A 20,526-nucleotide genomic window follows, 5' to 3' on the forward strand; every position below is an offset into this window, starting at 1 on the left:
CCAACACCCGACTGGAGCCCCACCATGCCCTATCTGCTAACCGTCAACGGGCAGCGCCACCGGATCGAGGCAGACGGCGAGACGCCGCTTCTCTGGATCCTGCGCGACACGCTCTATCTGACCGGCACGAAATATGGATGCGGTGCCGCGCAATGCGGTGCCTGCACGGTCCATCTCGACGGCTCCCCGGTTCGGTCTTGCTCGGTGCCGCTCAACGCGCTGGGCACGGCCGAGGTGACGACGATCGAAGGTGTCGATGGCCCGCAGGCACAGGCGGTGCGCGATGCCTGGGTCGCACGCGACGTGCCGCAATGCGGCTTCTGCCAATCCGGCCAGGTGATGAGCGCGATCGCCTTGCTGCGCGCGATCCCCATGCCCTCGGACGCCGATATCGACGCGGCGATGGGTGGCAATCTCTGTCGCTGTGCGACCTACATGCGCATCCGCGCGGCGATCCACGATGCCGCCGCTGCCGTCGCTGGGGCTAGCGCATGACGGAGGAGCGGGAAAAGGCAGCGCCGCCCCGCCGGCGATTGGGCGCGCCGCAACTAGCGGCGATCGTGGTTCCGGCGCTGTGCGTCGCCGGCGCGCTGTTGTTGCGCTCTACCGAGCCGAGTGCGACCCCGCTGCCGCCGCCACCCTCCGCACCCACGGCGACGCTTCGGCCCGTGGCTGCCTTCTCGAACATCGCGGATCGCCGGCAGCGTTCGGTCGCGCTCTTCCGCGAAGCCGGGCGGGTGTTTCAGCATCCGCGTTGCCTGAACTGCCATCCGCGCAGCGATCGGCCGACCCAGACCGGGGTGATGCGCCCGCATCTGCCGCTGGTGACGCGGGGACCGGACGGCGGCGGCACGGAGGTCCTGCGCTGCATCACCTGCCACCAGGCAGCCAATGTCGCCGCTTCGGGCGTGCCCGGCAATGTGCGCTGGCGTCTCGCGCCGCCGGAGATGGCCTGGCAGGGCAAGTCGCTCAGCGCGATCTGCCGCCAGCTGCTCGATCCTTCGCGCGCGCATCTGCGCCGCGACGCGCTGCTGGAGCATGTGGCGCAGGACGAACTGGTCGGCTGGGCATGGCATCCCGGCGCGCAGCGACGCCCGGCGCCGGGCACCCAGGCGCAGTTCGGCGCGCTGGTCGCGGCGTGGCTGGAAACCGGCGCGCATTGTCCCGCCTGATGGCGTTTCCGGAGATGTTCTGATGTCCGATCCCAAGCCTGCAGCACGCGGCTTCCGCATGACGCGCCGCCGGATGGTCCTCGGCGGCGGTCTGACCGGCGGCGCGCTCGTCATCGGCTATGCGGCCACCCATCCGATGGAGGTCGCCGCCATGGTGTTGAGCGGCGGCGGCCACGATCCCGAACCGAGCGCATTCGGCGCGTATATCCGCATCGCCGCCGACGGCATGGTGACCATCGTCAACAAGCAGCAGGAACTTGGGCAGGGCATTCATGCGGCGCTGGCGGCGATGATTGCCGAGGAACTCGACGCCGATTGGAGTCGCGTCCGGGTGGTCTCCGCCGAAGTCAACTTCCGCGCCTATGGCGTCCAGCTCACCTATGGGTCGTTTTCGGTGAGCACGCAGTGGGACGCGATGCGCCGTGCCGGTGCTGCCGCGCGGGCGATGTTCGTCGCGGCTGCCGCGCGGCGCTGGCGGGTGCCGCGCGCCTCGATCGGGGTGCGCGACGGCATCGTCTCGCACCCCGCCACGGGGCGATCGGCCCCCTTTGCTGCGCTGCTTGCCGATGCCGACAGGGAAACGCCGCCGCAGCAGCCCCGACTGAAGCAGCCCGCCGAGTACCGCCTGATCGGCACTGATCGCGTGCGCCGCAAGGATGCGGTGCCCAAGAGCACCGGCGCGCAGGTCTATACCCAGGACGTCCAGCGCAGCGGCATGCTCTTCGCCGTGCTCGCGCGCAGCCCGCGCTTCGGCGGCCGGCCCGCGCGTTTCGACGATCGTGCCGCGCGGCAGGTGGCAGGCGTGGTCGACGTGTTCGCCACGCCCGCGGGCGTGGCCGTGGTCGCGGAGAACAGCTTTGCCGCGCTCCGTGCCCGCGCTGCTTTGCGTACCGAATGGGACGACCGCCAGGCCGAGCGCCGGTCCACCCCGGAGATCGTCGAGGAATATCACAGCATCGCGCTTGGCCGTTCCACCCTGAAGCCCGATCGGTTCCTGCAGCGCGGCGATGCCGATCGTCGCTTCGGCGAGGGGCAGTTCGAAGCGGCGTTCGACTTTCCCTATCTCGCCCATGCGCCGATGGAGACGCTCGACTGCGTCGCGCAGGTGGACGGATGGCAGGTCCGGATCGCCTCGGGCAGCCATCTGGCTACCGGCGAACTCGTCAATGCCGCCATCGCCACGCCGACGATCCCCGGCAAGGTCGAACTGGAGGTGCTTCCCGCCGGCGGATCCTTCGGCAGGCGGGGCGCGGCCATGGGCGACTATGTGGCGGAGTGCGTCCATATCGCCCGCCGCTTGCAGGGGCGGCCGGTCAAGCTTTTCTGGAGCCGGGAGGACGATCTCACCGGTGGCTATTACCGCCCGATGGCGCATCACCGCCTCTGGATCGAAAGCGGCGCGGACGGCTTGCCCACGGCTTGGCGGCACCACATCGTCGCGCAGCAGCTCCTCCCCTTCGGGGCGAACAGCCCGAATTACGAGGGCGTGAAGAATTCCCCCTATCTGGCCGCCGTATCGACGCTGGACTGCAAGATCTTCACGCCGACATCGCCGGTCACCGCCACCTTCTGGCGCTCGGTCGGGCATTCGCACGGCACCATGGTGATGGAGCATGTCGTCGACCAGCTCGCGCGCCGTGCCGCCAGGGATCCCGCCGACTATCGCCGTGCGCTGTATCGCCGCGCCGGGGCAACGCGACATCTGGCGGTGCTCGATGCGGTCTGCCGCGAGGCGGGCTGGGGGACTTCGATCGATGCCGGTTGGGCGCGCGGGCTGGCAGTGCAGGACTATGCCGGCACCGTGGTCGGCCAGGTCGCCGAGGTCCGGCTGGAAGCTGGCCGGCCCGTCGTTCGCCGTGTCGTCGCCGCGGTGGATTGCGGCATCGCGATCAGCCCGGACCAGATCGCGGCCCAGATGGAGGGCGGGATCGGCTTCGGCCTGTCGGCGGCGCTGTACGGCGCGATCACGCTCAAGGACGGGATCGTCGAGCAACGCAACTTCGACGGCTACCGGGTCGCGCGCATCGACGACATGCCGCGCGTGGAGACGCATATCCTGCGATCGACGGCGCCGCCCACCGGCATGGGCGAGCCCGGCGTCCCGCCGATTGCGCCCGCCATCGCGAACGCGATTCTCGCCCTGACGGGGCGGCCGACCCGGCGCCTGCCCTTCGTGGGCACCGACGCTTGACCCCTATCGTCGATGTGGCCAGCTGCGCTAGCTGCCGGCGGTGGCAATTGCCCAGGGAGCATGGTTGGTGAGGATTTCGTTCGGCAAGCCGTTGGTGTTGGCAGTGGCACTTTGCGGTGGCACCGGCATCGCCGGGGCGCAGCCGTCGCAGGGGCCGGCATATCGCATGCCGGCGGCGACCGTTCCCCTGCCGGTGGACCATGGCTTCCATGGCGTGCTCGACCTCCAGTTCGATGCGACCGACATCGCGCACCGCATCTTCACCGTGCGCGAGCATGTTCCGGTGGCGGGCGGCACCCGGGTGACGCTGCTCTATCCACGCTGGGAAGCCGCGAGCCACGGGCCGAGCCTGAACGTGGTCGACCTGGCGGGGCTGGTGGTTGAGGCGGAAGGCCGGCCCGTCCGCTGGCGGCGCGATCCCTACGAGCCGCATGCCTTTCATGTCGATGTGCCGGCGGGGGCCAAGGCGATCGACGTCCGCTTCCAGATGGTGGCGGGCGGGGACTTGCTGACGCCCGACATCGTCAGCGTGCCCTGGCAGCGGCTGGTCCTGTATCCGGCCGGCTGGTACGCCCGGAACATCCGCACCACGGCTTCGGTCACGCTGCCGGCGGGGCTCCGCGCCTTCACCGCATTGCACGTCGAAACGGCTGGGAGCGCGACGCTGCGCTTCGCCGAGACGACGCTCGAGTCCCTGCTCGACGCCCCCGTCCTTGCCGGCCGCTACACTCGGCAGGTGCCGCTGACCGTGCCCGCCACCGGCAGCGTGACGCTCGACCTTGTCGCGCAGCGCCCTGCGGATCTGGCTGTGCCGCCCGAACGCGTGGCGGAGCTGACCGCGCTGATCGCGCAGATGACGGCCGTCTTCGGAACCACCCCCTTCGCGCACTACGATATCCTCGCGCGCCTGGGCGACGATGGCGCCTCGGGCGGCACCGAGCACCGGTCGTCGAGCGAGAACGGCTTGCCATCCTCGCTCTTCCGCGACTGGCAGTCGCAGATCCTCTCCCGCGACCTGATCGCGCACGAGATCGTCCATGCCTGGAACGGCTTCTACCGAATCCCGGCCGATCTTTGGGCACCGACCCCCAATGTGCCCGTCTCGGGCAGCCTGTTGTGGGTGTATGAGGGCCAGACCGAGTTCTGGGGGCGGGTGCTGGCGACGCGCGCCGGGCAATTCTCCCCCGCCGAGCTGCGCGACCGGCTCGCAGTCGAGGCCGCCGAGATCGCCGCCCGGCCCGGCCGCGCCTGGCGGCCGCTGTCCGACGACGTCAACTACCCGGCCTTCATGCTCCGCCAGCCCGTTCCCTGGCGCGACTGGCAGCGGCGCCGCGACTATTATTCGGAAGGCGTGCTGCTGTGGCTGGCGGTCGACGGGGAACTGCGGGCGCGGACCGGTGGACGTCGCGGCATCGACGATTTCGCCGGCGCCTTCTTCGCCGGAGCGACACCGAGCGCGCCGACGCGCACCTACACGTTCGAGGACCTTTGCGAGACGCTGGAGGCAGTCGCGCCCGGGGATTGGGCGGGGTGGCTGCGGCGATGGATCGACGGGCAGGGCGCGCTCGACACGACCATCGGGCTCCGCAGCCATGGCTGGCGCCTGACCTTCACCGATACCCAGACGCCAGCGTTCCGCGCCGGGGAGGAAGAGCTGGGCGTCGCCGATCTCAGCTATTCGATCGGGCTTGCCGTGCGGGCGAACGGCGCGATCCGCTCGGTAGCCTGGGACGGGCCCGCTTTTCGCGCCGGATTGCGTCCGGGCGCGCGCGTCGTGGCGATCAACGGAGGTGCCTTCGGCACGGAGACACTGCTCGCCGCCGTACGGGCGTCGGCTGGCCATCCGCTGGTGCTGACGGTCGAACAGGATGGCGGCCGGTCGGATCGGCCCATCCCCTATGCGGGGCCGTTGCGCTATCCGCGGCTGGAGCGGATCGCGGACACACCCGACACGTTCCGGGACCTGCTGGCGCCGCGAACGATCCTGCCGAAGGCCGGTACGCGCGGCGGGGCAGGCTAAGCAGACGACGCCGGCCCGACCGGGGATGCGATCCGCCGGGCCGTCTCCGCGGTCGCCGGATTATAGTCGATCATGCCCAGATCGGGGCGGCCTTTGATGGCGAAAGACGAGAATTCGAGTTCGAGGATGCCCTGCTCGGGATGGTGCACCCGCTTGTGCCCGTCCGCATTCCCGGCGACGTCATTATCCTGCCAGAGCGCCTCGAATTCGGGGCTCAGCCGCGACAGCTCCTCGACCAGCCGGGTGATCTCGGCCGTAGCGCCGGCGCGCACCGCGTCCGTCCGAAAGGCGCCCACGACATAGCGGTCCATGCTGCGCCAGTCTTCCTGCGCCGCCGTCACCTTGGAGTTGGTGAAGACGAGCCGCAGGATGTTGCGGTGTTCGCGGGGCAGCAGGCTATAGTCGGTCAGCACCGCCGACGCCGCGGCATTCCACGCGACCACGTCCCAGGTCGCGGTCTTGATGATCGCCGGGCTGGTCGGCATCGCGTCGAGCACGCGCTGCAGGCGCGGCGTGACCTCGTCCGACCCGCGGATCTTGATCGCGGGTGGCCGCCCGAGCCCCAGCACGAACAGGTGCTCGCGCTCGGGTGCGGTCAGCATCAGGCCGGAGGCGATGCGTTCGAGCACGTCCCCAGAAGGTGCACCGCCGCGGCCTGAGTTCCTTCAGGTATTCCGACCGGTGCTGGGCGATCCACTGCACGATGCGGTCGTTCCCGAGCAGCGTGCTGACATAGGCACGCGCCACCGTCAGTTGTAGCGGATCGACGCCGTATCGGGGACATGCGCCGGAGGACGTCAAAGACGGCTGTCGGACAGGACAAGTCTTTCAGGATATCAATAACCTCGGTGCAGATCCCATAGAGCATCCGCGATCGCCGATGGATGGATGCAACCTCGAGTTCAAGCGCTTCCGCGATCTTCGCTTCCGGTACGCCCCGCTCGATTGCGCGTCGGACCATGCGATGTTCCTGGATCGCCGCCAGACGATGTATTCGCTTGTTGTAGGTGTGCCGGTCAGAACTCGATCAGCGCTTCGGCGCGCAATTCGACCGCCAGAACCGTACTGCGGATCGGATGGAGCAGAAGCTCGACTGACCGAGGCCCTTGGATTGTTCGTCCGCCACCGGCTCACCCTTACGGCGCACCGACCGGCCTTCGATACCGAGACGCAGCGCCTCAGCCGGCTTCGCTACGACGCCTTCGCCGAGCTTGTCGGTCGAGCAATCGTCCGGGGGGGACACCAACAACCGCATCGGAACATCGCCTTCCTCCCGCTAACCCGCACCCGATCGGTGAAGGAGGCTGCGCGATTAGCGGGGCGCGCACAGAAGCGTCGCCCGAATCGTCTTTGCGAGGGTTCATTTGAGCGCATTTCGTCCGACGATGTTTTCCGTACATTTTCCGTACGGCCGTCGCGATGCTGCGCTAAGTCATTGAAAAGATGGCGCACCCGACAGGATTCGAACCTGTGGCCTCTGCCTTCGGAGGGCAGCGCTCTATCCAGCTGAGCTACGGGTGCCTGGAAAGCGGCGACTAGCAAAGCCTTTGGCCGAACGCCAGCCCGTTTCGGCAGCTCCGGCGCAAAAGCGTAGGCGCCGCAAAAGCTCAGGCGGGTTCGGCGGCCTTCTTCGCCTTGGGGGTGGGCGTCTTCGGCTTGAAGGTGCAGAGTTCGGCCACCGGGCAGCGCCAGCATTCGGGGGTGCGCGCCTTGCAGATATAGCGGCCGTGGAGGATCAGCCAGTGGTGCGCGTGCAGCCGGAAGGGCTGGGGCACCACCTTCTCCAGCTTCAGCTCCACCGCCAGCGGCGTCTTGCCGGGTGCCAGGCCGGTGCGGTTGCAGACGCGGAACAGGTGGGTGTCGACTGCGAAGGTCTCCTGCCCGAAGGCGACGTTCATCACCACGTTCGCCGTCTTTCGCCCGACGCCGGGCAGCTGCTCCAGCGCGTCGCGATCGGCGGGGACCTCGCCGCCATGGTTACGGATCAGGGCTTCGGAGAGCGCGATGACGTTCTTGGCCTTGGTGTTGAAGAGGCCGATCGTCTTGATGTGCTCCTTCAAGCCCCCTTCGCCGAGGGCGACCATCTTCTCGGGCGTGTCGACCTGCGCGAACAATGCGCGCGTCGCCTTGTTCACCCCGGCATCGGTCGCCTGGGCGGAGAGCACAACCGCGACGAGCAGCGTATAGGTGTTGACCGATTCGAGCTCGGTCTCCGGGTGCGGATTGTCCGCCGCCAGCCGCGCGAAGAACTCGACGACCTGCGCCTTCTTCACACGCCGAGCACTTCGGCCATGGTGTAGCGGCCCGCGTCGCGCCCGGGGAGCCACAGCGCCGCGCGGATCGCCCCCTTGGCGAAGATCGCGCGATCATCGGCGCGGTGGGTGAGCTCGATCCGCTCGCCATCGCTGGCGAAGACCACCGTGTGGTCGCCGATCACCGAACCGCCGCGCAGGCTCGCCATGCCGATCGTGCCCGCGGCGCGCGGGCCGGTGAGCCCGGCGCGGTCGCTGACCCCGGCTTCGGCGAGGGTGGTGCCCATCGCCTCGGCAGCGGCGGCGCCCAGCATCTGCGCGGTGCCCGACGGCGCATCGGCCTTGTTGCGGTGGTGCATCTCGACGATCTCGATGTCCCAGTCCTGGCCGAGCCGCGCCGCGGCCTCGTGGACCAGCCGCGACAGCAGCCCGATGCCGAGCGAGGTGTTGCCGGTCTGCAGCACGGCGATCTCGGCGGCGGCCGCGTCGATCATCCGGTGGTGGCGCTCGGCGAGGCCGGTGGTGCCGACCACGATCGGCGTGCGCGCGGCGCGCGCCGCGGCGAGGTTCGCCTCGAGCGCGGCGGGGGCCGAGAAGTCGACGAGCACATCGGCCTTGCGGGCGAGCTCGGCGGGATCATCGCCCACGTCCGCGCCGCCCGCGAGGCGGGCGCCGAAATCGGGAAGGGCGGCGGCGATCGCCTGGCCCATCCGCCCCATGCTGCCATAGATGCCGATGCTCGTCATGCTGCGCGCTGTTGCACGATCCTGTGCTGCAGCGACAGATGCTATTTTTGCGGATCGTCCGGCTTTTTCTTCTAGGACCCCATCGGGAGACGAAGCGCCGGAGAAACCAGACTTTGCGGCGCCGGCATGGCGGGCCTAGGGTCGCGGCATGGCCAGCCTTCGCAATCTCGTGATTCTCACCGGCGCCGGCGTTTCCGCCGAAAGCGGCATCGCCACCTTTCGCGGGCCCGGCGGGCTGTGGGAGGGGCACCGGGTCGAGGATGTCTGCACGCCCGAGGCGCTGGCGCGCGATCCCGAACTGGTCCACCGCTTTTACGATCTGCGGCGCGCCGCGCTGGAGACGGTCCAGCCCAATGCCGCGCACCATGCGCTGGCGCGGCTCGATGCGGCATGGCCGGGCGAACTGCTGGTCGTGACGCAGAATGTCGACGACCTGCACGAGCGCGCGGGGGCGACGCGGCTGCTCCACATGCATGGCGAGCTGCGCTCGGCCTTGTGCGCGGCCTGCGGCGTGCGCGAGCGCTGGGAAGAGGCACTGCCGCCCGAGAGCGAATGCCCCAATTGCGGCATGCTCGCGCTGCGCCCCGACATCGTCTTCTTCGGCGAGATGCCCTACGCAATGGAGCGGATCGAGGCGGCGCTGGCGGATGCGGACCTGTTCGTCTCGATCGGCACCTCGGGCGCGGTCTATCCGGCGGCGGGGTTCGTCCAGACCGCGCGGCATCATGGCGCGGCGACGCTGGAGATGAACCTGGAGCCCTCGGGCGGCAGCCACTGGTTCGAGGCGAGCCGGATGGGCCCGGCGGGCACCTTGGTCCCGGCCTGGGTCGACGAACTGCTCGCCACGGCCTGAGCCCGCAACATCGCGCTGGCATTGCACCGCATCCTGCGGAAGGATGGGCCCAAGGCGTCGCGACAGGCGCCAGCTATGGGAGAGGCGGGCGATGCCCCAGCAGGCGATCTTCATTACCGGCGGCGCGTCGGGAATCGGGCGGGCGGTGGCGGTGCTGTTCGCGCAGCGCGGCTGGCGCGTCGGGCTGGCCGACGTCAATGCCGCGGGGCTGGCGGAGACGCTGGCGATGCTGCCGGCCGGCAGTGCCACGACGCACAAGCTCGACGTGCGCGACCGCGACCAATGGGTGGCAGCGCTCGCCGACTTCGCGGCGGCGAGCGGCGGGCGGATGGACGTGCTGTTCGCCAATGCCGGGATCGGCACCAGCGGCCCCTTCGCTGCCACGCCCCCGGCCGAGCTGGAGCGCTGCGTCGCGGTCAACCTGCTCGGCGTGGTCCACGGCGCCCATGCCGGGTTCGAGCTGCTCGCCGCGACGCCGGGATCGGTGATGCTGATCACCAGCTCGGCGGCGGGGATCTACGGCACCTCGGGCGCGGCGATCTATTCGGCGACCAAGTTCGCGGTGCGCGGGCTGGCCGAGGCGCTCGACGGCGAATGGGCCTCGGCGGGGGTGAAGGTGCGCACGCTGATGCCCTCGTTCATCGACACGCCGCTGCTCGACCAGCCGGCGGGCGGCTCCAACCAGCATATCCGCGAGAATGTGCGGCGCGCGGGACTGGAGATCACGCCGGTCGGCGCGGTCGCCGAGGCAGCCTGGGCAGCGGTGCATGGGACGGTGCTCCACACCCGCGTCGGCAAGACCGCGCGCAAGCTGTGGTTCGCGGCGCGCTGGATGCCGGGCGCGCTGCGCAGGCAGGCGCAGCGCAGCAGGCTCGGAAGGCGCTAGGCTTGGCAGGTCCCGCGCATTCGCGATACGGGCCACGCTTGCGTAACGACGGGAAAGGGAAAGCGCATGAAGATGGGGGTGCTGATCGGGCTCGGGCTGCTGGCGGCGGTGCCGGCGCAGGCGCAGGTGAAGTCCACTGACCCGCAATCGGTGGTCAAGGCGCTGCAGGATGCCGGCTACAAGGCGGAACTGGCCAAGGACAGCGACGGCGACCCGATCATCCGCAGCGGTGCGCAGGGCTACAAGTTCACCATCTTCTTCATGAGCTGCGACAAGGGCCGCAACTGCGGCGACCTGCAATTCTATGCGGGCTGGACCGACAAGCTGTCGCCCGAGCGCGCTAATGCCTGGACGCAGAAGCACCGCTTCGCCCGCGTCTATTCGGACGAAAAGGGCGAGGCGGCGATCGAGTATGACCTGAACTTCGAGGACCAGCCGATGACCACGGTGCTGTTCCGGAAGAATCTGGAACTTTGGGATTCGCTGGTCGGCAGCTTCGCCGATTACGTCAACGAATCGAACGGGGCCGAGAAGCAGTAAGGCGACGGGCGGACCGTTCAGAACAGCCCGTCATCGTCATCGTCGTCGTCCATGCTCGCTTGCGGGGACGCGGACGTGCCCGGCAGCGCGAAGCGGGTGTGGATCTCGCGCTCGCGGGCCATGGTGTAGCTGCGCGCCATGCCGTCGAGCAGTTCGGCCAGTGCGTCCGCCACCGGGCCGTCGGGCGCGGTGCAGGGCGTGCCGAACAGCTTGAGCCGTAGCGCCACGCCGCGCAGCGCGTCGCCGAACGCGGCCTCGCAATCGACATTGCTGGTCGTGGTCTCCAGGATCCGCGTCACCGCCGCGGCATCGTCGCTCAGCCCGGCCATGCCTTCGCGCATGCGCTGGGCGCCGTCGCGGATGCAGGCGAGCGATTCGGTGAGCGCCTCGGCCGCATCACCGCCCTGTTCGGCGTCGGGATCGCGCAGCGCGGTGACCGCGCTGACCAGCCGCTCGACCGACTGGCGGATCTCGCCGGAGATCGTCGCCAGCGCGGTCGCGAAGCCGCGGATCTCGGAGGCGACCATCGCCAGCGCCTTGCCCTCGTCGCCGAGCCGGTGGCAGCGCAGATCGGTGTTCCACGCCATCAGGTGCACGTCCTCGTTCACCCGGTGCACCACGCGCAGCCGCTCGGCGAGCCGCTCGGCACTGTCCGAGGTCGAGCCGCCCAGCGCCTGCGCCTTGGCATCGGCATCGCGCAGCCGCGCGGTGACCTGGGCGACATCGGCGACGCTCTTCTCGAGCGCGCCGAGGAAGACGCTGTCGTCGCCGGTCTGCTGGCGATCGCCCTCGGCCTTGATTTCCAGCAGCTGCGCCGCGCTCGGCGCGATCCCGCGCAGGCTTTCGGCCAGCCGCTGCGATTCCGTGTGGAAGGCCTCGATCGTGTCCGAGGCCTGGGCGGCGAACAGCGCGACCATATGGCCGACCACGTCGATCGCGGTCGCCGGATCGGCGGAATCGCGCCAGGCGATCAGCGCCTGGATGCCGCTGGCGACATGCTCCAGCCGCTGGCGGGTGATGTCGCCGATCTGCATCGCGCCGATCGCGGTCGCGACCTTCGCATGGATCTCGCGGCCGACCGAGGCGATGCGTTTGGCGCGCGCCGCGTCCGCCGCCTGGTGGCGCTGCAGCGCCTCGGCATCTTCGGCGAGCTTGCGGGGCACCTGTGGGATCACCTTCACGCATTCGGCGGCGAGCTGGCGATCGACCTCGATCAGCGCCGGGATGCTGGCGGTGAGCCGCTCGATCTCGCTGCCGATCCCGCCGATCTCGATCTCGCCCACGTCGAGCCGGACGTTCATCGTGTCGGCGAAATCGGCAAAACCGTTGCGGCCCGCCGCCGCCACCTTGATGTTGAGGCCGCAGATGCGGAGAAAGTCGAGCGTGCGCTTGACCTGGTTGATATGGTGCGCGAGCGGGCGCGCACCGGCGGCGATGCTTTCCAGCCCCGCCTGGCGCGCGGCCTGCAGTGCGGGCAGCCGCTCCAGCCGGTCCGCGGTCGCGCGCATATTATCGACCGCCGCTTCCGCCGCGTCGCGGCCGAGCGCGTTGGTCACGCCCTCCAGCGCGCTGACCAGCCGCTCGACGATGGCATAGGCCTGGGCCAGCGCCTCGCCCGCCGAGACGAACCGGGCGTCGAGCTTGCCCGCCACCTGGCTGATCGTCGCCTCGATCTCGGCGAGCGACAGTTCGGATTCGGGGTTCGGTTCAGGAATGGGTGCGGCGTACATGGCCGTCTCCTTGGCAAGCGGTCATCGTGCGGTGGCCGTGAGCAGTTCGCGGGCGATGTGCCCGAGGGGAATGATCTTGTCGGCGGCCTCGCGCGCGATCGCCTCCTTGGGCATGCCGAAGACGATCGAGCTCGCCTCGTCCTGCGCGAAGGTGCGCGCGCCCGCCTGGCGCATCTCGAGCAGCCCGCGCGCGCCGTCGTCGCCCATGCCGGTCATGATGATGCCGACCGCGTTCGATCCCGCCGCGCGCGCCGCCGAGCGGAACAGCACGTCGACCGAGGGGCGGTGGCGCGAGACCAGCGGCCCGTCGCGAACCGAGACATAATAGCGCGCGCCCTGGCGCTCGAGCATGGTGTGCTTGCCGCCGGGGGCGATCAGGACGTGGCCGCGCAGGACGGGGTCGCCGTCCGCGGCTTCCTTGACGTCGACCTCGCACAGCCCGTTGAGCCGCTGGGCGAAGGCGCGGGTGAAATGTTCGGGCATGTGCTGGACGATGACGATGCCGGGGCTGTTCGCCGGCAGTGCCTCCAGTACTTCGCGCAGCGCCTCGGTGCCGCCGGTCGAGGCGCCCATGCACACCACCATCTCGGTGGTGCGGCTCATCGGCTTGCCGCTGGGCGGCGGCAGCACCGCGTCGGCGGTGAGCTTCTGGGCCGGCGGCTCGGTGCGCGGCATCGGCTTGCCCGGCCGCCCGCGCACCTTGGCGCGCGCCGCGGCCTTGACCACGTCGCGGATCTGGAGGTGGTGCTCGGCGAGATGATCGGCCACGCCCACCTTGGGCTTGAGGATCACGTCGACCGCGCCCGCTTCCATCGCCTGAAGCAAGGTCTCGGAGCCGTTCTCGGTCAGCGACGAGCACATCACCACCGGCACCGGGCATTGCTGCATCAGCTTCTTGAGGAAGGTGATGCCGTCCATCCGCGGCATCTCGACGTCGAGCGTGATGACGTCGGGCACCTGTTCCTGGATGCGCTTGGCGGCGCTGAACGGATCGGCGGCGGTGCCGACCACCTCGATCGCCGGGTCCTCGGCGAGGATCGACGCCATGGTCTGGCGGACGCTCGCCGAATCGTCGACGATCAGGACGCGGATCTTGGGCATCAGCCGCCGCGCCGGAACACGGTGTTGGCGACCTGCTCGAGCGGCAGGCCCAGCCCGGTGATCGATTCCGAATGGCCGAGGAAGAGATAGCCGCCCGGCGCCAGGCAGTCATAGAGCTGCGAGACGACCTTCTTCTGCGTCGGCTTGTCGAAATAGATCAGCACGTTACGGCAGAAGATCAGGTGCATCGCATCGCCCACGGGATAGCGATCGTCCATCAGGTTCAGCCGGCCGAAGCCGATCGCGCTGCGCAGCCGCGGCACCATCCGCACCTCGCGCCGCCGCGGATCGTTCGAGGTCATCACATATTTGCGGCGCAGCGCCGCCGGCACCGGGTCGACCAGCTCGGCCGCGTAGATGCCGTTGCGGGCGGCGGCCAGCACCTCGGTGTCGAGGTCCGTCGCGAGGATGCCGTACTCCGGGCCGCCCATCCGCTCGGCATAATCGTCCAGCACCATCGCCATGGTGTAGGGCTCGGGGCCGGTCGAGCAGGCGGCGCTCCAGGCGCGCAGCGAGCGCACCCCGCGCGCCTCCAGCGCCGGCAGCGCCTGCGCGACCAGATAGTCGAAATGCGCCGGCTCGCGGAAGAAGTCGGTCTTGTTGGTGGTCACCGCGTTGATCAGGTGCAGCCCTTCGGCCGCGAGATGATCGCCGGTGAACAGGAAGTCGCAATAGCCGTCGAGCGTATCGATGCCCACCGCGCGCAGGCGGCGGCGCAGCCGGCCTTCGAGCATGGTCTTCTTGGTCTCCGGCATCTTGATGCCCGAGACCTCGTAGATATAGGCGGCGATCTGCGCGAAGTGGCGCCTGCTCATCGTGTCTAGCCCGGGGGCGGGCGACGGATCCAGCGCTAATGCTGCGGACAAGGGCTGCTCCGTAAGGCTCAGGCGGCGGCGCGGACGGCGAGCGCCCGCGCTTCTTCCGACGAGAAGATCTTCGCCATGTCGACTAGCACCACGAATCCTTCGGACCGCTTAATGACGCCGCCGATATAGTCGGACGACCAGCGCACCCCGATGTCGGGCGCTGCTTCCAGCTGGTCGGTGGTGACGCTGCACACCTCCAGCACGCGGTCGACCACCAGGCCCAGCATCAGCACGCGGTCGGCGACCGGCACGTCGACCACCAGGATGCGGGTCGCCTGGGTCGGTTCGAAGGGCGAGAGGCCCAGCCGCTGGCGGAAGTCGATCGTCGGCACGCCCTGACCGCGCATGTCGGTCAGGCCGAGCAGATAGTCGGGGCCGTTGGGGATGCGGAAGGTCTCGCGATAGTCGAGAATCTCCCGGACCAGCGTCACCGGTACCGCGAAGATCTCCGCCCCCAGCCCGAAGGTGACGAGCTGGAGTTCGCTTGTGTCGCTCATGCTGCCTCCACGTCGAACGCGCTGTCCTGCGCATCGGGGCCGCCGGTGGCGAGGTCGAGCGCGAAGCCGCTCACCCGCGCCTGCTGGTCGGCAACGCTGTTGGGCTTGGGCCGCGTCGCCGGCTTGGCGGCGGGCTTGGGCGCCGGACGGCGGGCCGGGGCGGGCACGCGGCCGCGCGGCTGCTGCTCGACGCGGAAATAGGCGATGCTGGCCTGGAGCTCCTCGGCCTGGGCGGCAAGCTCTTCCGAGGTGGCGCTGATCTGCTCGGAGGCGCCGGCATTCTGCTGGGTGACCTGGTCGAGCTGCTGGATCGCTTCGTTGATCTGCGAGGCGCCGATGTCCTGCTCGCGGCACGCGGCGCTGATCTCGCTGACCAGCTCGGCGGTGCGGCGGATGTCCGGCACCAGGCGGCCGAGCATGTCGCCGGCCTCTGCCGCTGCCTTCACCGTCTCGCTCGACACCGAGCTGATTTCGGCGGCGGCACCCTGGCTGCGCTCGGCGAGCTTGCGCACTTCCGAGGCGACGACGGCGAAGCCGCGGCCATGCTCGCCCGCGCGCGCCGCTTCCACCGCGGCGTTGAGCGCGAGCAGGTCGGTCTGGCGGGCGATTTCCTGCACGATGCCGATCTTCTCGGCGATGGTGCGCATCGCGCCCACCGCGCGATCGACCGCGACGCCGCTCACTTCGGCATCCTTGGCGGACTGGCGGGCGATCTTCTCGGTCTGCGCGGCGTTGTCGGCGTTCTGCTTGATATTGGCGGCCATCTCTTCCATCGCCGCCGAGGCCTGCTCCGCCGCCGCGGCCTGCTCGGTCGCGCCCTGCGAAACCTGCTCGGAGCTCGACGAGAGTTCCTGGCTGCCCGAGGAGACATTGGTCGCGGCGGCGGTGGCGTCCGACACCACGCCGCGCAGGCGATCGACCATCCGCACCAGCGCGTTGCCGAGCACGTCCTTGTCCGAGGCCGGCTTGTGCTGCACGGTCAGGTCGCCATCGGCGATCTTGTCGGCCAGCGTCGCGCTCACCCGCAGGTTGGCGACCATCGTGTTGACGGTGTCGACCAGGTCCTTGATCTCGTCGTTGCTGGTGACCTGCACGTCCTGGCTGAGGTCGCCGATCGACACCGCGCTGACCGCGGTCGAGACGCGGCGCAGGCCCTGTGAGACGATGCGCGAGATCCAGAAGGCACCGGCGACGGCGATCAGCAGCGCGATGCCGGCGACGGCCCACAAGGTGGTGGCGGCGCTGGCATAGAGCGCGTTGGTATCCTGATCGGCCTGGGTCATCTGCTGCTTGGAGAGCGCGACCAGCTGGTCGGCCACGTCGCTCATCGCCGTCGCGATCTCGCGCGACTTGCTGATCGAAATCGTGCCCGCTTCGGTGTTGCGGTTGGCGAGCGCCAGTTGGCGGACCTGATCGTTGACCGGCACGAACTCGTTGAACTTGGTGCTCAGCTGCAGCCATAGCGGCTTGCCCTGCGCGCTGGCCGTGGCGACGCCCTTGGCGATCTGTGCCTGGACCTGCTCGCGGCCCTTCATCAGCTCGGCGTCGAACTTGCGGGTGAGCGCTTCGTCCTCGGTCAGCGCCATGTTCTTTTCCTGGCGCAGCACATAGCTGATCCCGCCGCTGACGCTCTGCGCGATCTCCTGTCGCTGGGCGGGGCCGGAGATCACGTCGCTGATCGCCTGGTTGAGCGTGGCGAGCCGCGAGTTGGCGACGCCGACCACGGCGAGCAGCAACAGGATGAGCACGCCGAAGGTGATGCCAAGTTTCAACTTGATCGTGGCACGCATGGGTTCGAGTCCTTGAAAGGTAGAGCCGGCGGTCAGGCTGCGTGGACGCCGAAAGCGGCGTCTTCGGCGTCGGGACCGCCATTGTTGAGATCGAGCGCGAAGCCGCTCACACGGGCCTGCTGATCAGCGACGCTGTTCGCCTTGGGCCGCTGCACGCTCGCGCGCTTGGGCGCGGGGGCGGTGCGGGCGACCGGGCGGGCATGGCCGCTGCTGCGTTCGACGCGGAAGTACGCGATACTGGCCTGGAGCTCTTCCGCCTGGGCGGCGAGTTCTTCGGACGTGGCACTGATCTGCTCGGAGGCGCCGGCATTCTGCTGGGTCACCTGGTCGAGCTGCTGGATGGCATCGTTGATCTGGGCGGCGCCGATATCCTGCTCGCGGCAGGCCGCGCTGATCTCGCTGACCAGCTCGGCGGTGCGGCGGATATCGGGGACGAGGCGGCCGAGCATCTCGCCGGCCTCGGCGGCGGCCTTCACCGTCTCGCCCGAGACCGCGCTGATTTCGGCGGCGGCACCCTGGCTGCGCTCGGCGAGCTTGCGCACTTCCGAAGCGACCACCGCGAAGCCGCGGCCATGCTCGCCGGCACGCGCTGCCTCGACGGCGGCGTTGAGCGCGAGCAGGTCGGTCTGGCGGGCGATTTCCTGGACGATGCCGATCTTCTCGGCGATCGTGCGCATCGCACCCACCGCACGATCGACCGCGACGCCGCTGACTTCGGCATCCTTGGCGGACTGGCGCGCGATCTTCTCGGTCTGCGCGGCGTTGTCGGCGTTCTGCTTGATATTGGCCGCCATCTCTTCCATCGAGGCCGAGGCTTGCTCGGCGGCAGCCGCCTGCTCGGTCGCGCCCTGCGAGACCTGCTCGGAGCTGGACGACAGTTCCTGGCTGCCGGTCGAGACGTTGGTGGCGGCGATGGTGGCATCGGAGACGACGCCGCGCAGCCGCTCGACCATCCGCACCAGCGCGTTGCCCAGCGTGTCGCGCTCCGAGGCCGGCTTGTGCTGCACGGTCAGGTCGCCATCGGCGATCTTGTCGGCTACCGCGGCCGAGAGCCGTAGATTGCCGGTCATCCGGATCATCGCATGGCCCAGCGTATCCTTGTCCGACAGCGGCTTGTGATCGACGCTGAGGTCGCCCGCGGCGATGCGGTCAGCCAGCGCGGCGCTGTCGCGCAGGTTGGCGGTCATCCGGTTGACGGTGTCGACCAGGTCCTTGATCTCGTCATTGGTGCTGACAGCGATGCGCTGGTCGAGATCGCCGATCGCGACGGCATCGACCGCCTCCGCGATGCGGCGCAGCCCCGTCGAGACGATCCGCGCAATCCAGATCGCGCCGCCGATGGCGAGCAGCAGCGCAAGCCCCGCCACTACGTAGAGCGTCGTCGCCGCGCTGGCGTAGAGCGCGCTGGTGTCGTGGTCGGCCTGGTCCATCTGCTGGCGCGACAGGGTGACGATCTGGCCGACGAGGTTGCTGATCGTGCCGGCCAGTTCGCGCGACTTGGTAATCGACAGCTTGCCGGCCTCGGCATTGCGATTGGCCAGCGCCAGCGCGCGGACCTGGTCGTTCACCGGCACATATTCGGTGAACTTCGCCTCCACCTGCATCCATAGCGGCTTGCCGGTTTCGGTCGCGGTGCCGAGCCCCTTGGCGATCAGCGCCTGGGTTTCGCCGCGTGCCTTCATCAGATCGGCGTCGAACGCGCGGGTTTCCGCGGCGTCCTCGGTCAGCGCCATGTTCTTTTCCTGGCGCAGGATGTAGCTGACCTTGGCGTCGACGCTCTGGGCGATCTCCAGCCGCTTGGCCGGGCCGGCGATCACGTCGCTGGTCGCCTGGTTGAGCAGGCCGAGACGGCTGTTGGCGACGCCGACGACGGCGAGCAGCAGGGCGATCAGTACGGCGAAGGTGACGCCGAGCTTCATCTTGATGGTGGCACGCATGGGATACTCCTGGAACGGGGCGGTCAGGCCGCCTGGACGCCGAAGGCGGCGTCATCGGCATCGGGGCCGCCATTGCTCAGATCGAGCGCGAAGCCGCTGACCCGAGCCTTTTGATCGGCAATGCTGTTGGGCTTGGGCCGCGCAGCCGACTTGGCGGCGGGCTTGGGTACGGGGCGGCGAACGGGTGCTGCGGCGCGCGGTGCGGCGGCGCGCACCGAGTCGACCCGGAAATAGGCGATGCTGGCCTGGAGCTCCTCGGCCTGGGCGGCGAGTTCCTCGGAGGTGGCGCTGATCTGCTCGGAGGCGCCGGCATTCTGCTGGGTCACCTGGTCGAGCTGCTGGATCGCATCGTTGATCTGGGCGGCGCCGATGTCCTGCTCGCGGCAGGCGGCGCTGATCTCGCTGACCAGCTCGGCGGTACGGCGGATGTCGGGCACCAGCCGCTGCAGCATGTCGCCCGCTTCGGCGGCGGCCTTGACCGTCTCGGACGAGACCGAGCTGATCTCGGCGGCGGCACCCTGGCTGCGCTCGGCGAGCTTGCGCACTTCCGAGGCGACCACCGCGAAGCCGCGGCCATGCTCGCCCGCGCGCGCCGCTTCCACCGCGGCGTTGAGCGCGAGCAGGTCGGTCTGGCGGGCGATTTCCTGCACGATGCCGATCTTCTCGGCGATGGTGCGCATCGCGCCCACCGCGCGGTCTACCGCGACGCCGCTCACTTCGGCATCCTTGGCGGACTGGCGGGCGATCTTCTCGGTCTGCGCGGCGTTGTCGGCGTTCTGCTTGATGTTGGCGGCCATCTCTTCCATCGAGGCCGAAGCTTGCTCGGCGGCAGCAGCCTGCTCGGTCGCGCCCTGCGAGACCTGCTCGGCGCTCGACGACAGTTCCTGGCTGCCCGAGGAGACGTTGGTCGAGGCGATCGTCGCATCGGCGATCACGCCGCGCAGGCGATCGACCATGCCGTTCACCGTCTCGACCAGATCCTTGATCTCGTCGTTGCTGCGCACCTCGATCCGCTGGTTGAGGTCGCCTTCGGCCACGGCGGTAACCGCCGTGCCGACGCGGGCAAGGCCGGTCGAAACGGTGCGGGCGATCCACCACGCCGCGGCGACGGCGATCAGCAGCGCGATGCCGGCAACGCTGAACAGCGCGATGTTGGCGGCGGCATAGACCGCGGCGGCTTCCTGCTCGGCATTGCCCATCTGCTGCTTGGAAAGGGTGACCAGCTGGGAGACCACCTGGCTCATCGCCACGGCGAGCTCACGCGACTTGGTCATCGAAAGCGCCGAAGCCTCGGCATTCTTGTTCGCCAGACCAAGCGAGCGGACCTGATCGTTGACCGGCACGAATTCGTCCAGCCTGCCTTCCAGCTGGGTCCAGAGCGGGCGACCCTGTTCGGTGGCGCCCGCAACCCCCTTGGCGACCAGCTGCTGCAGCTCGCCGCGCGCCTTCATCAGATCGGCATCGAACTTGCGCATCTGGGCGTCATCGTTCGACATCGCCAGATTCTTCTCCTGGCGGATCACGAAGCTCAGTTTGGCGTCGATCGTCTGCGCCAGTTCCAATCGTTGCGCTGGCCCGCGGATCACGTCGCTGGTGGCCTGATTGAGCACGGCGAGGCGGGTACTTGCTACGCCTACGACGACAAGCAACAGGGCGATCAACACGCCGAAGGTGACGCCGAGCTTCATCTTGATCGTCGCACGCATGTCAGAAATCCTCGTTCGAATGGGTGGGGCACGGACGCGCCTTGCGGCAGGGATACGGGAAAGAAATCACGCGACTTCCCCGGTCCGCCCGAGCTCGCCGATGCCGAGATGGGCGGCGAAGATGGCGTGGAGGTCGGGGAGGACGACGACGCCGTCGTCGCGGCGGACCAGGGTGCGGACGAACTGGCGGCGCCAGCGCATGCCGACGGCGGGGGGCTCCTCGCTCGCGCTCTCGGCGA

At 69.3% G+C, this 20,526-nt stretch carries 18 protein-coding genes and 1 tRNA gene; 7 read left to right on the top strand and 12 right to left on the bottom strand.

Features of this window, described 5'->3' with window-relative positions; genetic code table 11:
- The first annotated feature begins 24 nt into the window (after positions 1-24).
- The 4 genes from CA234_RS18790 (at position 25) to CA234_RS18805 (ending at position 5,383) form a co-directional block, all read left to right on the top strand.
- The gene (locus CA234_RS18790) at positions 25-495 is read left to right on the top strand and encodes a (2Fe-2S)-binding protein (protein WP_126002475.1); all 471 of its coding nucleotides are present in this window, start codon (positions 25-27) and stop codon (positions 493-495) included.
- A complete protein-coding gene (locus CA234_RS18795) occupies positions 492-1,172 on the top strand; it encodes an Isoquinoline 1-oxidoreductase subunit (RefSeq protein WP_241213582.1) in 681 nt (226 codons plus the stop codon). Before CA234_RS18790 ends, CA234_RS18795 begins: the two co-directional genes overlap by 4 nt.
- 22 nt (positions 1,173-1,194) lie before the next feature.
- The gene (locus CA234_RS18800; protein WP_164521870.1) at positions 1,195-3,363 is read left to right on the top strand and encodes a molybdopterin cofactor-binding domain-containing protein; all 2,169 of its coding nucleotides are present in this window, start codon (positions 1,195-1,197) and stop codon (positions 3,361-3,363) included.
- 67 nt (positions 3,364-3,430) lie between these two features.
- Complete coding sequence (locus tag CA234_RS18805) at positions 3,431-5,383, top strand: M61 family metallopeptidase (protein ID WP_206431243.1); 1,953 nt, start codon at positions 3,431-3,433, stop codon at positions 5,381-5,383.
- On the opposite strand, the gene CA234_RS18810 is transcribed toward CA234_RS18805, so the two are convergent.
- The 5 genes from CA234_RS18810 to dapB all read right to left on the bottom strand — a co-directional run bounded on the left by CA234_RS18810 (position 5,380) and on the right by dapB (position 8,381).
- Positions 5,380-6,012: a transcriptional regulator gene (locus CA234_RS18810; RefSeq protein ID WP_346962895.1), complete on the bottom strand. Its 633-nt coding sequence runs from the start codon at positions 6,010-6,012 to the stop codon at positions 5,380-5,382. The two genes, CA234_RS18805 and CA234_RS18810, sit on opposite strands and share 4 nt — an antisense overlap.
- Positions 6,013-6,410: 398 nt before the next feature.
- Entirely contained in the window at positions 6,411-6,638 is a 228-nt protein-coding gene (locus CA234_RS18820) for a hypothetical protein (RefSeq protein ID WP_125974549.1), read from the bottom strand.
- Between the two features lie 189 nt (positions 6,639-6,827).
- A tRNA-Arg gene (locus tag CA234_RS18825) sits at positions 6,828-6,904 on the bottom strand.
- Positions 6,905-6,990: 86 nt separating this feature from the next.
- A complete protein-coding gene (gene nth / locus CA234_RS18830; protein WP_126002476.1) occupies positions 6,991-7,656 on the bottom strand; it encodes an endonuclease III in 666 nt (221 codons plus the stop codon).
- Positions 7,653-8,381 (bottom strand): 4-hydroxy-tetrahydrodipicolinate reductase, encoded by a 729-nt coding sequence (dapB, locus tag CA234_RS18835; RefSeq protein WP_125974545.1) that lies wholly within the window; start codon positions 8,379-8,381, stop codon positions 7,653-7,655. Before dapB ends, nth begins: the two co-directional genes overlap by 4 nt.
- Before the next feature lie 148 nt (positions 8,382-8,529).
- Here dapB and CA234_RS18840 point away from each other — a divergent pair, with 148 nt between their 5' ends.
- From CA234_RS18840 to CA234_RS18850, 3 genes are all read left to right on the top strand, one after another.
- Positions 8,530-9,234 (top strand): NAD-dependent deacylase, encoded by a 705-nt coding sequence (locus tag CA234_RS18840; RefSeq protein ID WP_125974541.1) that lies wholly within the window; start codon positions 8,530-8,532, stop codon positions 9,232-9,234.
- 91 nt (positions 9,235-9,325) lie between these two features.
- Complete coding sequence (locus tag CA234_RS18845) at positions 9,326-10,120, top strand: SDR family oxidoreductase (protein WP_126002477.1); 795 nt, start codon at positions 9,326-9,328, stop codon at positions 10,118-10,120.
- Positions 10,121-10,186: 66 nt separating this feature from the next.
- Complete coding sequence (locus CA234_RS18850; protein ID WP_126002478.1) at positions 10,187-10,660, top strand: YbjN domain-containing protein; 474 nt, start codon at positions 10,187-10,189, stop codon at positions 10,658-10,660.
- A 17-nt stretch (positions 10,661-10,677) separates the two neighbouring features.
- Here CA234_RS18850 and CA234_RS18855 read toward each other — a convergent pair whose 3' ends face one another.
- The 7 genes from CA234_RS18855 to CA234_RS18885 all read right to left on the bottom strand — a co-directional run bounded on the left by CA234_RS18855 (position 10,678) and on the right by CA234_RS18885 (position 20,287).
- Positions 10,678-12,390, bottom strand: coding sequence for a hypothetical protein (locus tag CA234_RS18855; protein ID WP_126002479.1), 1,713 nt, complete (start codon positions 12,388-12,390; stop codon positions 10,678-10,680).
- 21 nt (positions 12,391-12,411) lie between these two features.
- A complete protein-coding gene (locus tag CA234_RS18860; RefSeq protein ID WP_125974533.1) occupies positions 12,412-13,491 on the bottom strand; it encodes a chemotaxis response regulator protein-glutamate methylesterase in 1,080 nt (359 codons plus the stop codon).
- Positions 13,491-14,306, bottom strand: coding sequence for a CheR family methyltransferase (locus CA234_RS18865; RefSeq protein WP_125974710.1), 816 nt, complete (start codon positions 14,304-14,306; stop codon positions 13,491-13,493). The genes CA234_RS18860 and CA234_RS18865 overlap by 1 nt, the downstream gene beginning before the upstream one ends.
- 68 nt (positions 14,307-14,374) lie before the next feature.
- The gene (locus CA234_RS18870; RefSeq protein ID WP_126002480.1) at positions 14,375-14,854 is read right to left on the bottom strand and encodes a chemotaxis protein CheW; all 480 of its coding nucleotides are present in this window, start codon (positions 14,852-14,854) and stop codon (positions 14,375-14,377) included.
- Entirely contained in the window at positions 14,851-16,644 is a 1,794-nt protein-coding gene (locus tag CA234_RS18875; RefSeq protein ID WP_126002481.1) for a methyl-accepting chemotaxis protein, read from the bottom strand. Before CA234_RS18875 ends, CA234_RS18870 begins: the two co-directional genes overlap by 4 nt.
- A 32-nt stretch (positions 16,645-16,676) precedes the next feature.
- Positions 16,677-18,581, bottom strand: a complete 1,905-nt coding sequence (locus CA234_RS18880; protein ID WP_125974527.1) for a methyl-accepting chemotaxis protein — start codon at positions 18,579-18,581, stop codon at positions 16,677-16,679.
- A gap of 23 nt (positions 18,582-18,604) precedes the next feature.
- Positions 18,605-20,287: a methyl-accepting chemotaxis protein gene (locus tag CA234_RS18885; protein WP_125974526.1), complete on the bottom strand. Its 1,683-nt coding sequence runs from the start codon at positions 20,285-20,287 to the stop codon at positions 18,605-18,607.
- Positions 20,288-20,526: the final 239 nt, after the last annotated feature.

The sequence above is a fragment of the Sphingomonas sp. ABOLE genome, assembly GCF_003950455.1.
In the GTDB taxonomy this organism is placed as follows: domain Bacteria; phylum Pseudomonadota; class Alphaproteobacteria; order Sphingomonadales; family Sphingomonadaceae; genus Sphingomonas; species Sphingomonas trueperi.

Coding starts and splice junctions, on each gene's coding strand:
- CA234_RS18790 (WP_126002475.1), top strand. CDS start 25: ATGCCCTATCTGCTAACCGTCAACGGGCAGCGCCACCGGATCGAGGCA.
- CA234_RS18795 (WP_241213582.1), top strand. CDS start 492: ATGACGGAGGAGCGGGAAAAGGCAGCGCCGCCCCGCCGGCGATTGGGC.
- CA234_RS18800 (WP_164521870.1), top strand. CDS start 1,195: ATGTCCGATCCCAAGCCTGCAGCACGCGGCTTCCGCATGACGCGCCGC.
- CA234_RS18820 (WP_125974549.1), bottom strand. CDS start 6,638: ATGCGGTTGTTGGTGTCCCCCCCGGACGATTGCTCGACCGACAAGCTC.
- dapB (WP_125974545.1), bottom strand. CDS start 8,381: ATGACGAGCATCGGCATCTATGGCAGCATGGGGCGGATGGGCCAGGCG.
- CA234_RS18840 (WP_125974541.1), top strand. CDS start 8,530: ATGGCCAGCCTTCGCAATCTCGTGATTCTCACCGGCGCCGGCGTTTCC.
- CA234_RS18845 (WP_126002477.1), top strand. CDS start 9,326: ATGCCCCAGCAGGCGATCTTCATTACCGGCGGCGCGTCGGGAATCGGG.
- CA234_RS18850 (WP_126002478.1), top strand. CDS start 10,187: ATGAAGATGGGGGTGCTGATCGGGCTCGGGCTGCTGGCGGCGGTGCCG.
- CA234_RS18855 (WP_126002479.1), bottom strand. CDS start 12,390: ATGTACGCCGCACCCATTCCTGAACCGAACCCCGAATCCGAACTGTCG.
- CA234_RS18860 (WP_125974533.1), bottom strand. CDS start 13,491: ATGCCCAAGATCCGCGTCCTGATCGTCGACGATTCGGCGAGCGTCCGC.
- CA234_RS18865 (WP_125974710.1), bottom strand. CDS start 14,306: ATGAGCAGGCGCCACTTCGCGCAGATCGCCGCCTATATCTACGAGGTC.
- CA234_RS18870 (WP_126002480.1), bottom strand. CDS start 14,854: ATGAGCGACACAAGCGAACTCCAGCTCGTCACCTTCGGGCTGGGGGCG.
- CA234_RS18875 (WP_126002481.1), bottom strand. CDS start 16,644: ATGCGTGCCACGATCAAGTTGAAACTTGGCATCACCTTCGGCGTGCTC.
- CA234_RS18880 (WP_125974527.1), bottom strand. CDS start 18,581: ATGCGTGCCACCATCAAGATGAAGCTCGGCGTCACCTTCGCCGTACTG.
- CA234_RS18885 (WP_125974526.1), bottom strand. CDS start 20,287: ATGCGTGCGACGATCAAGATGAAGCTCGGCGTCACCTTCGGCGTGTTG.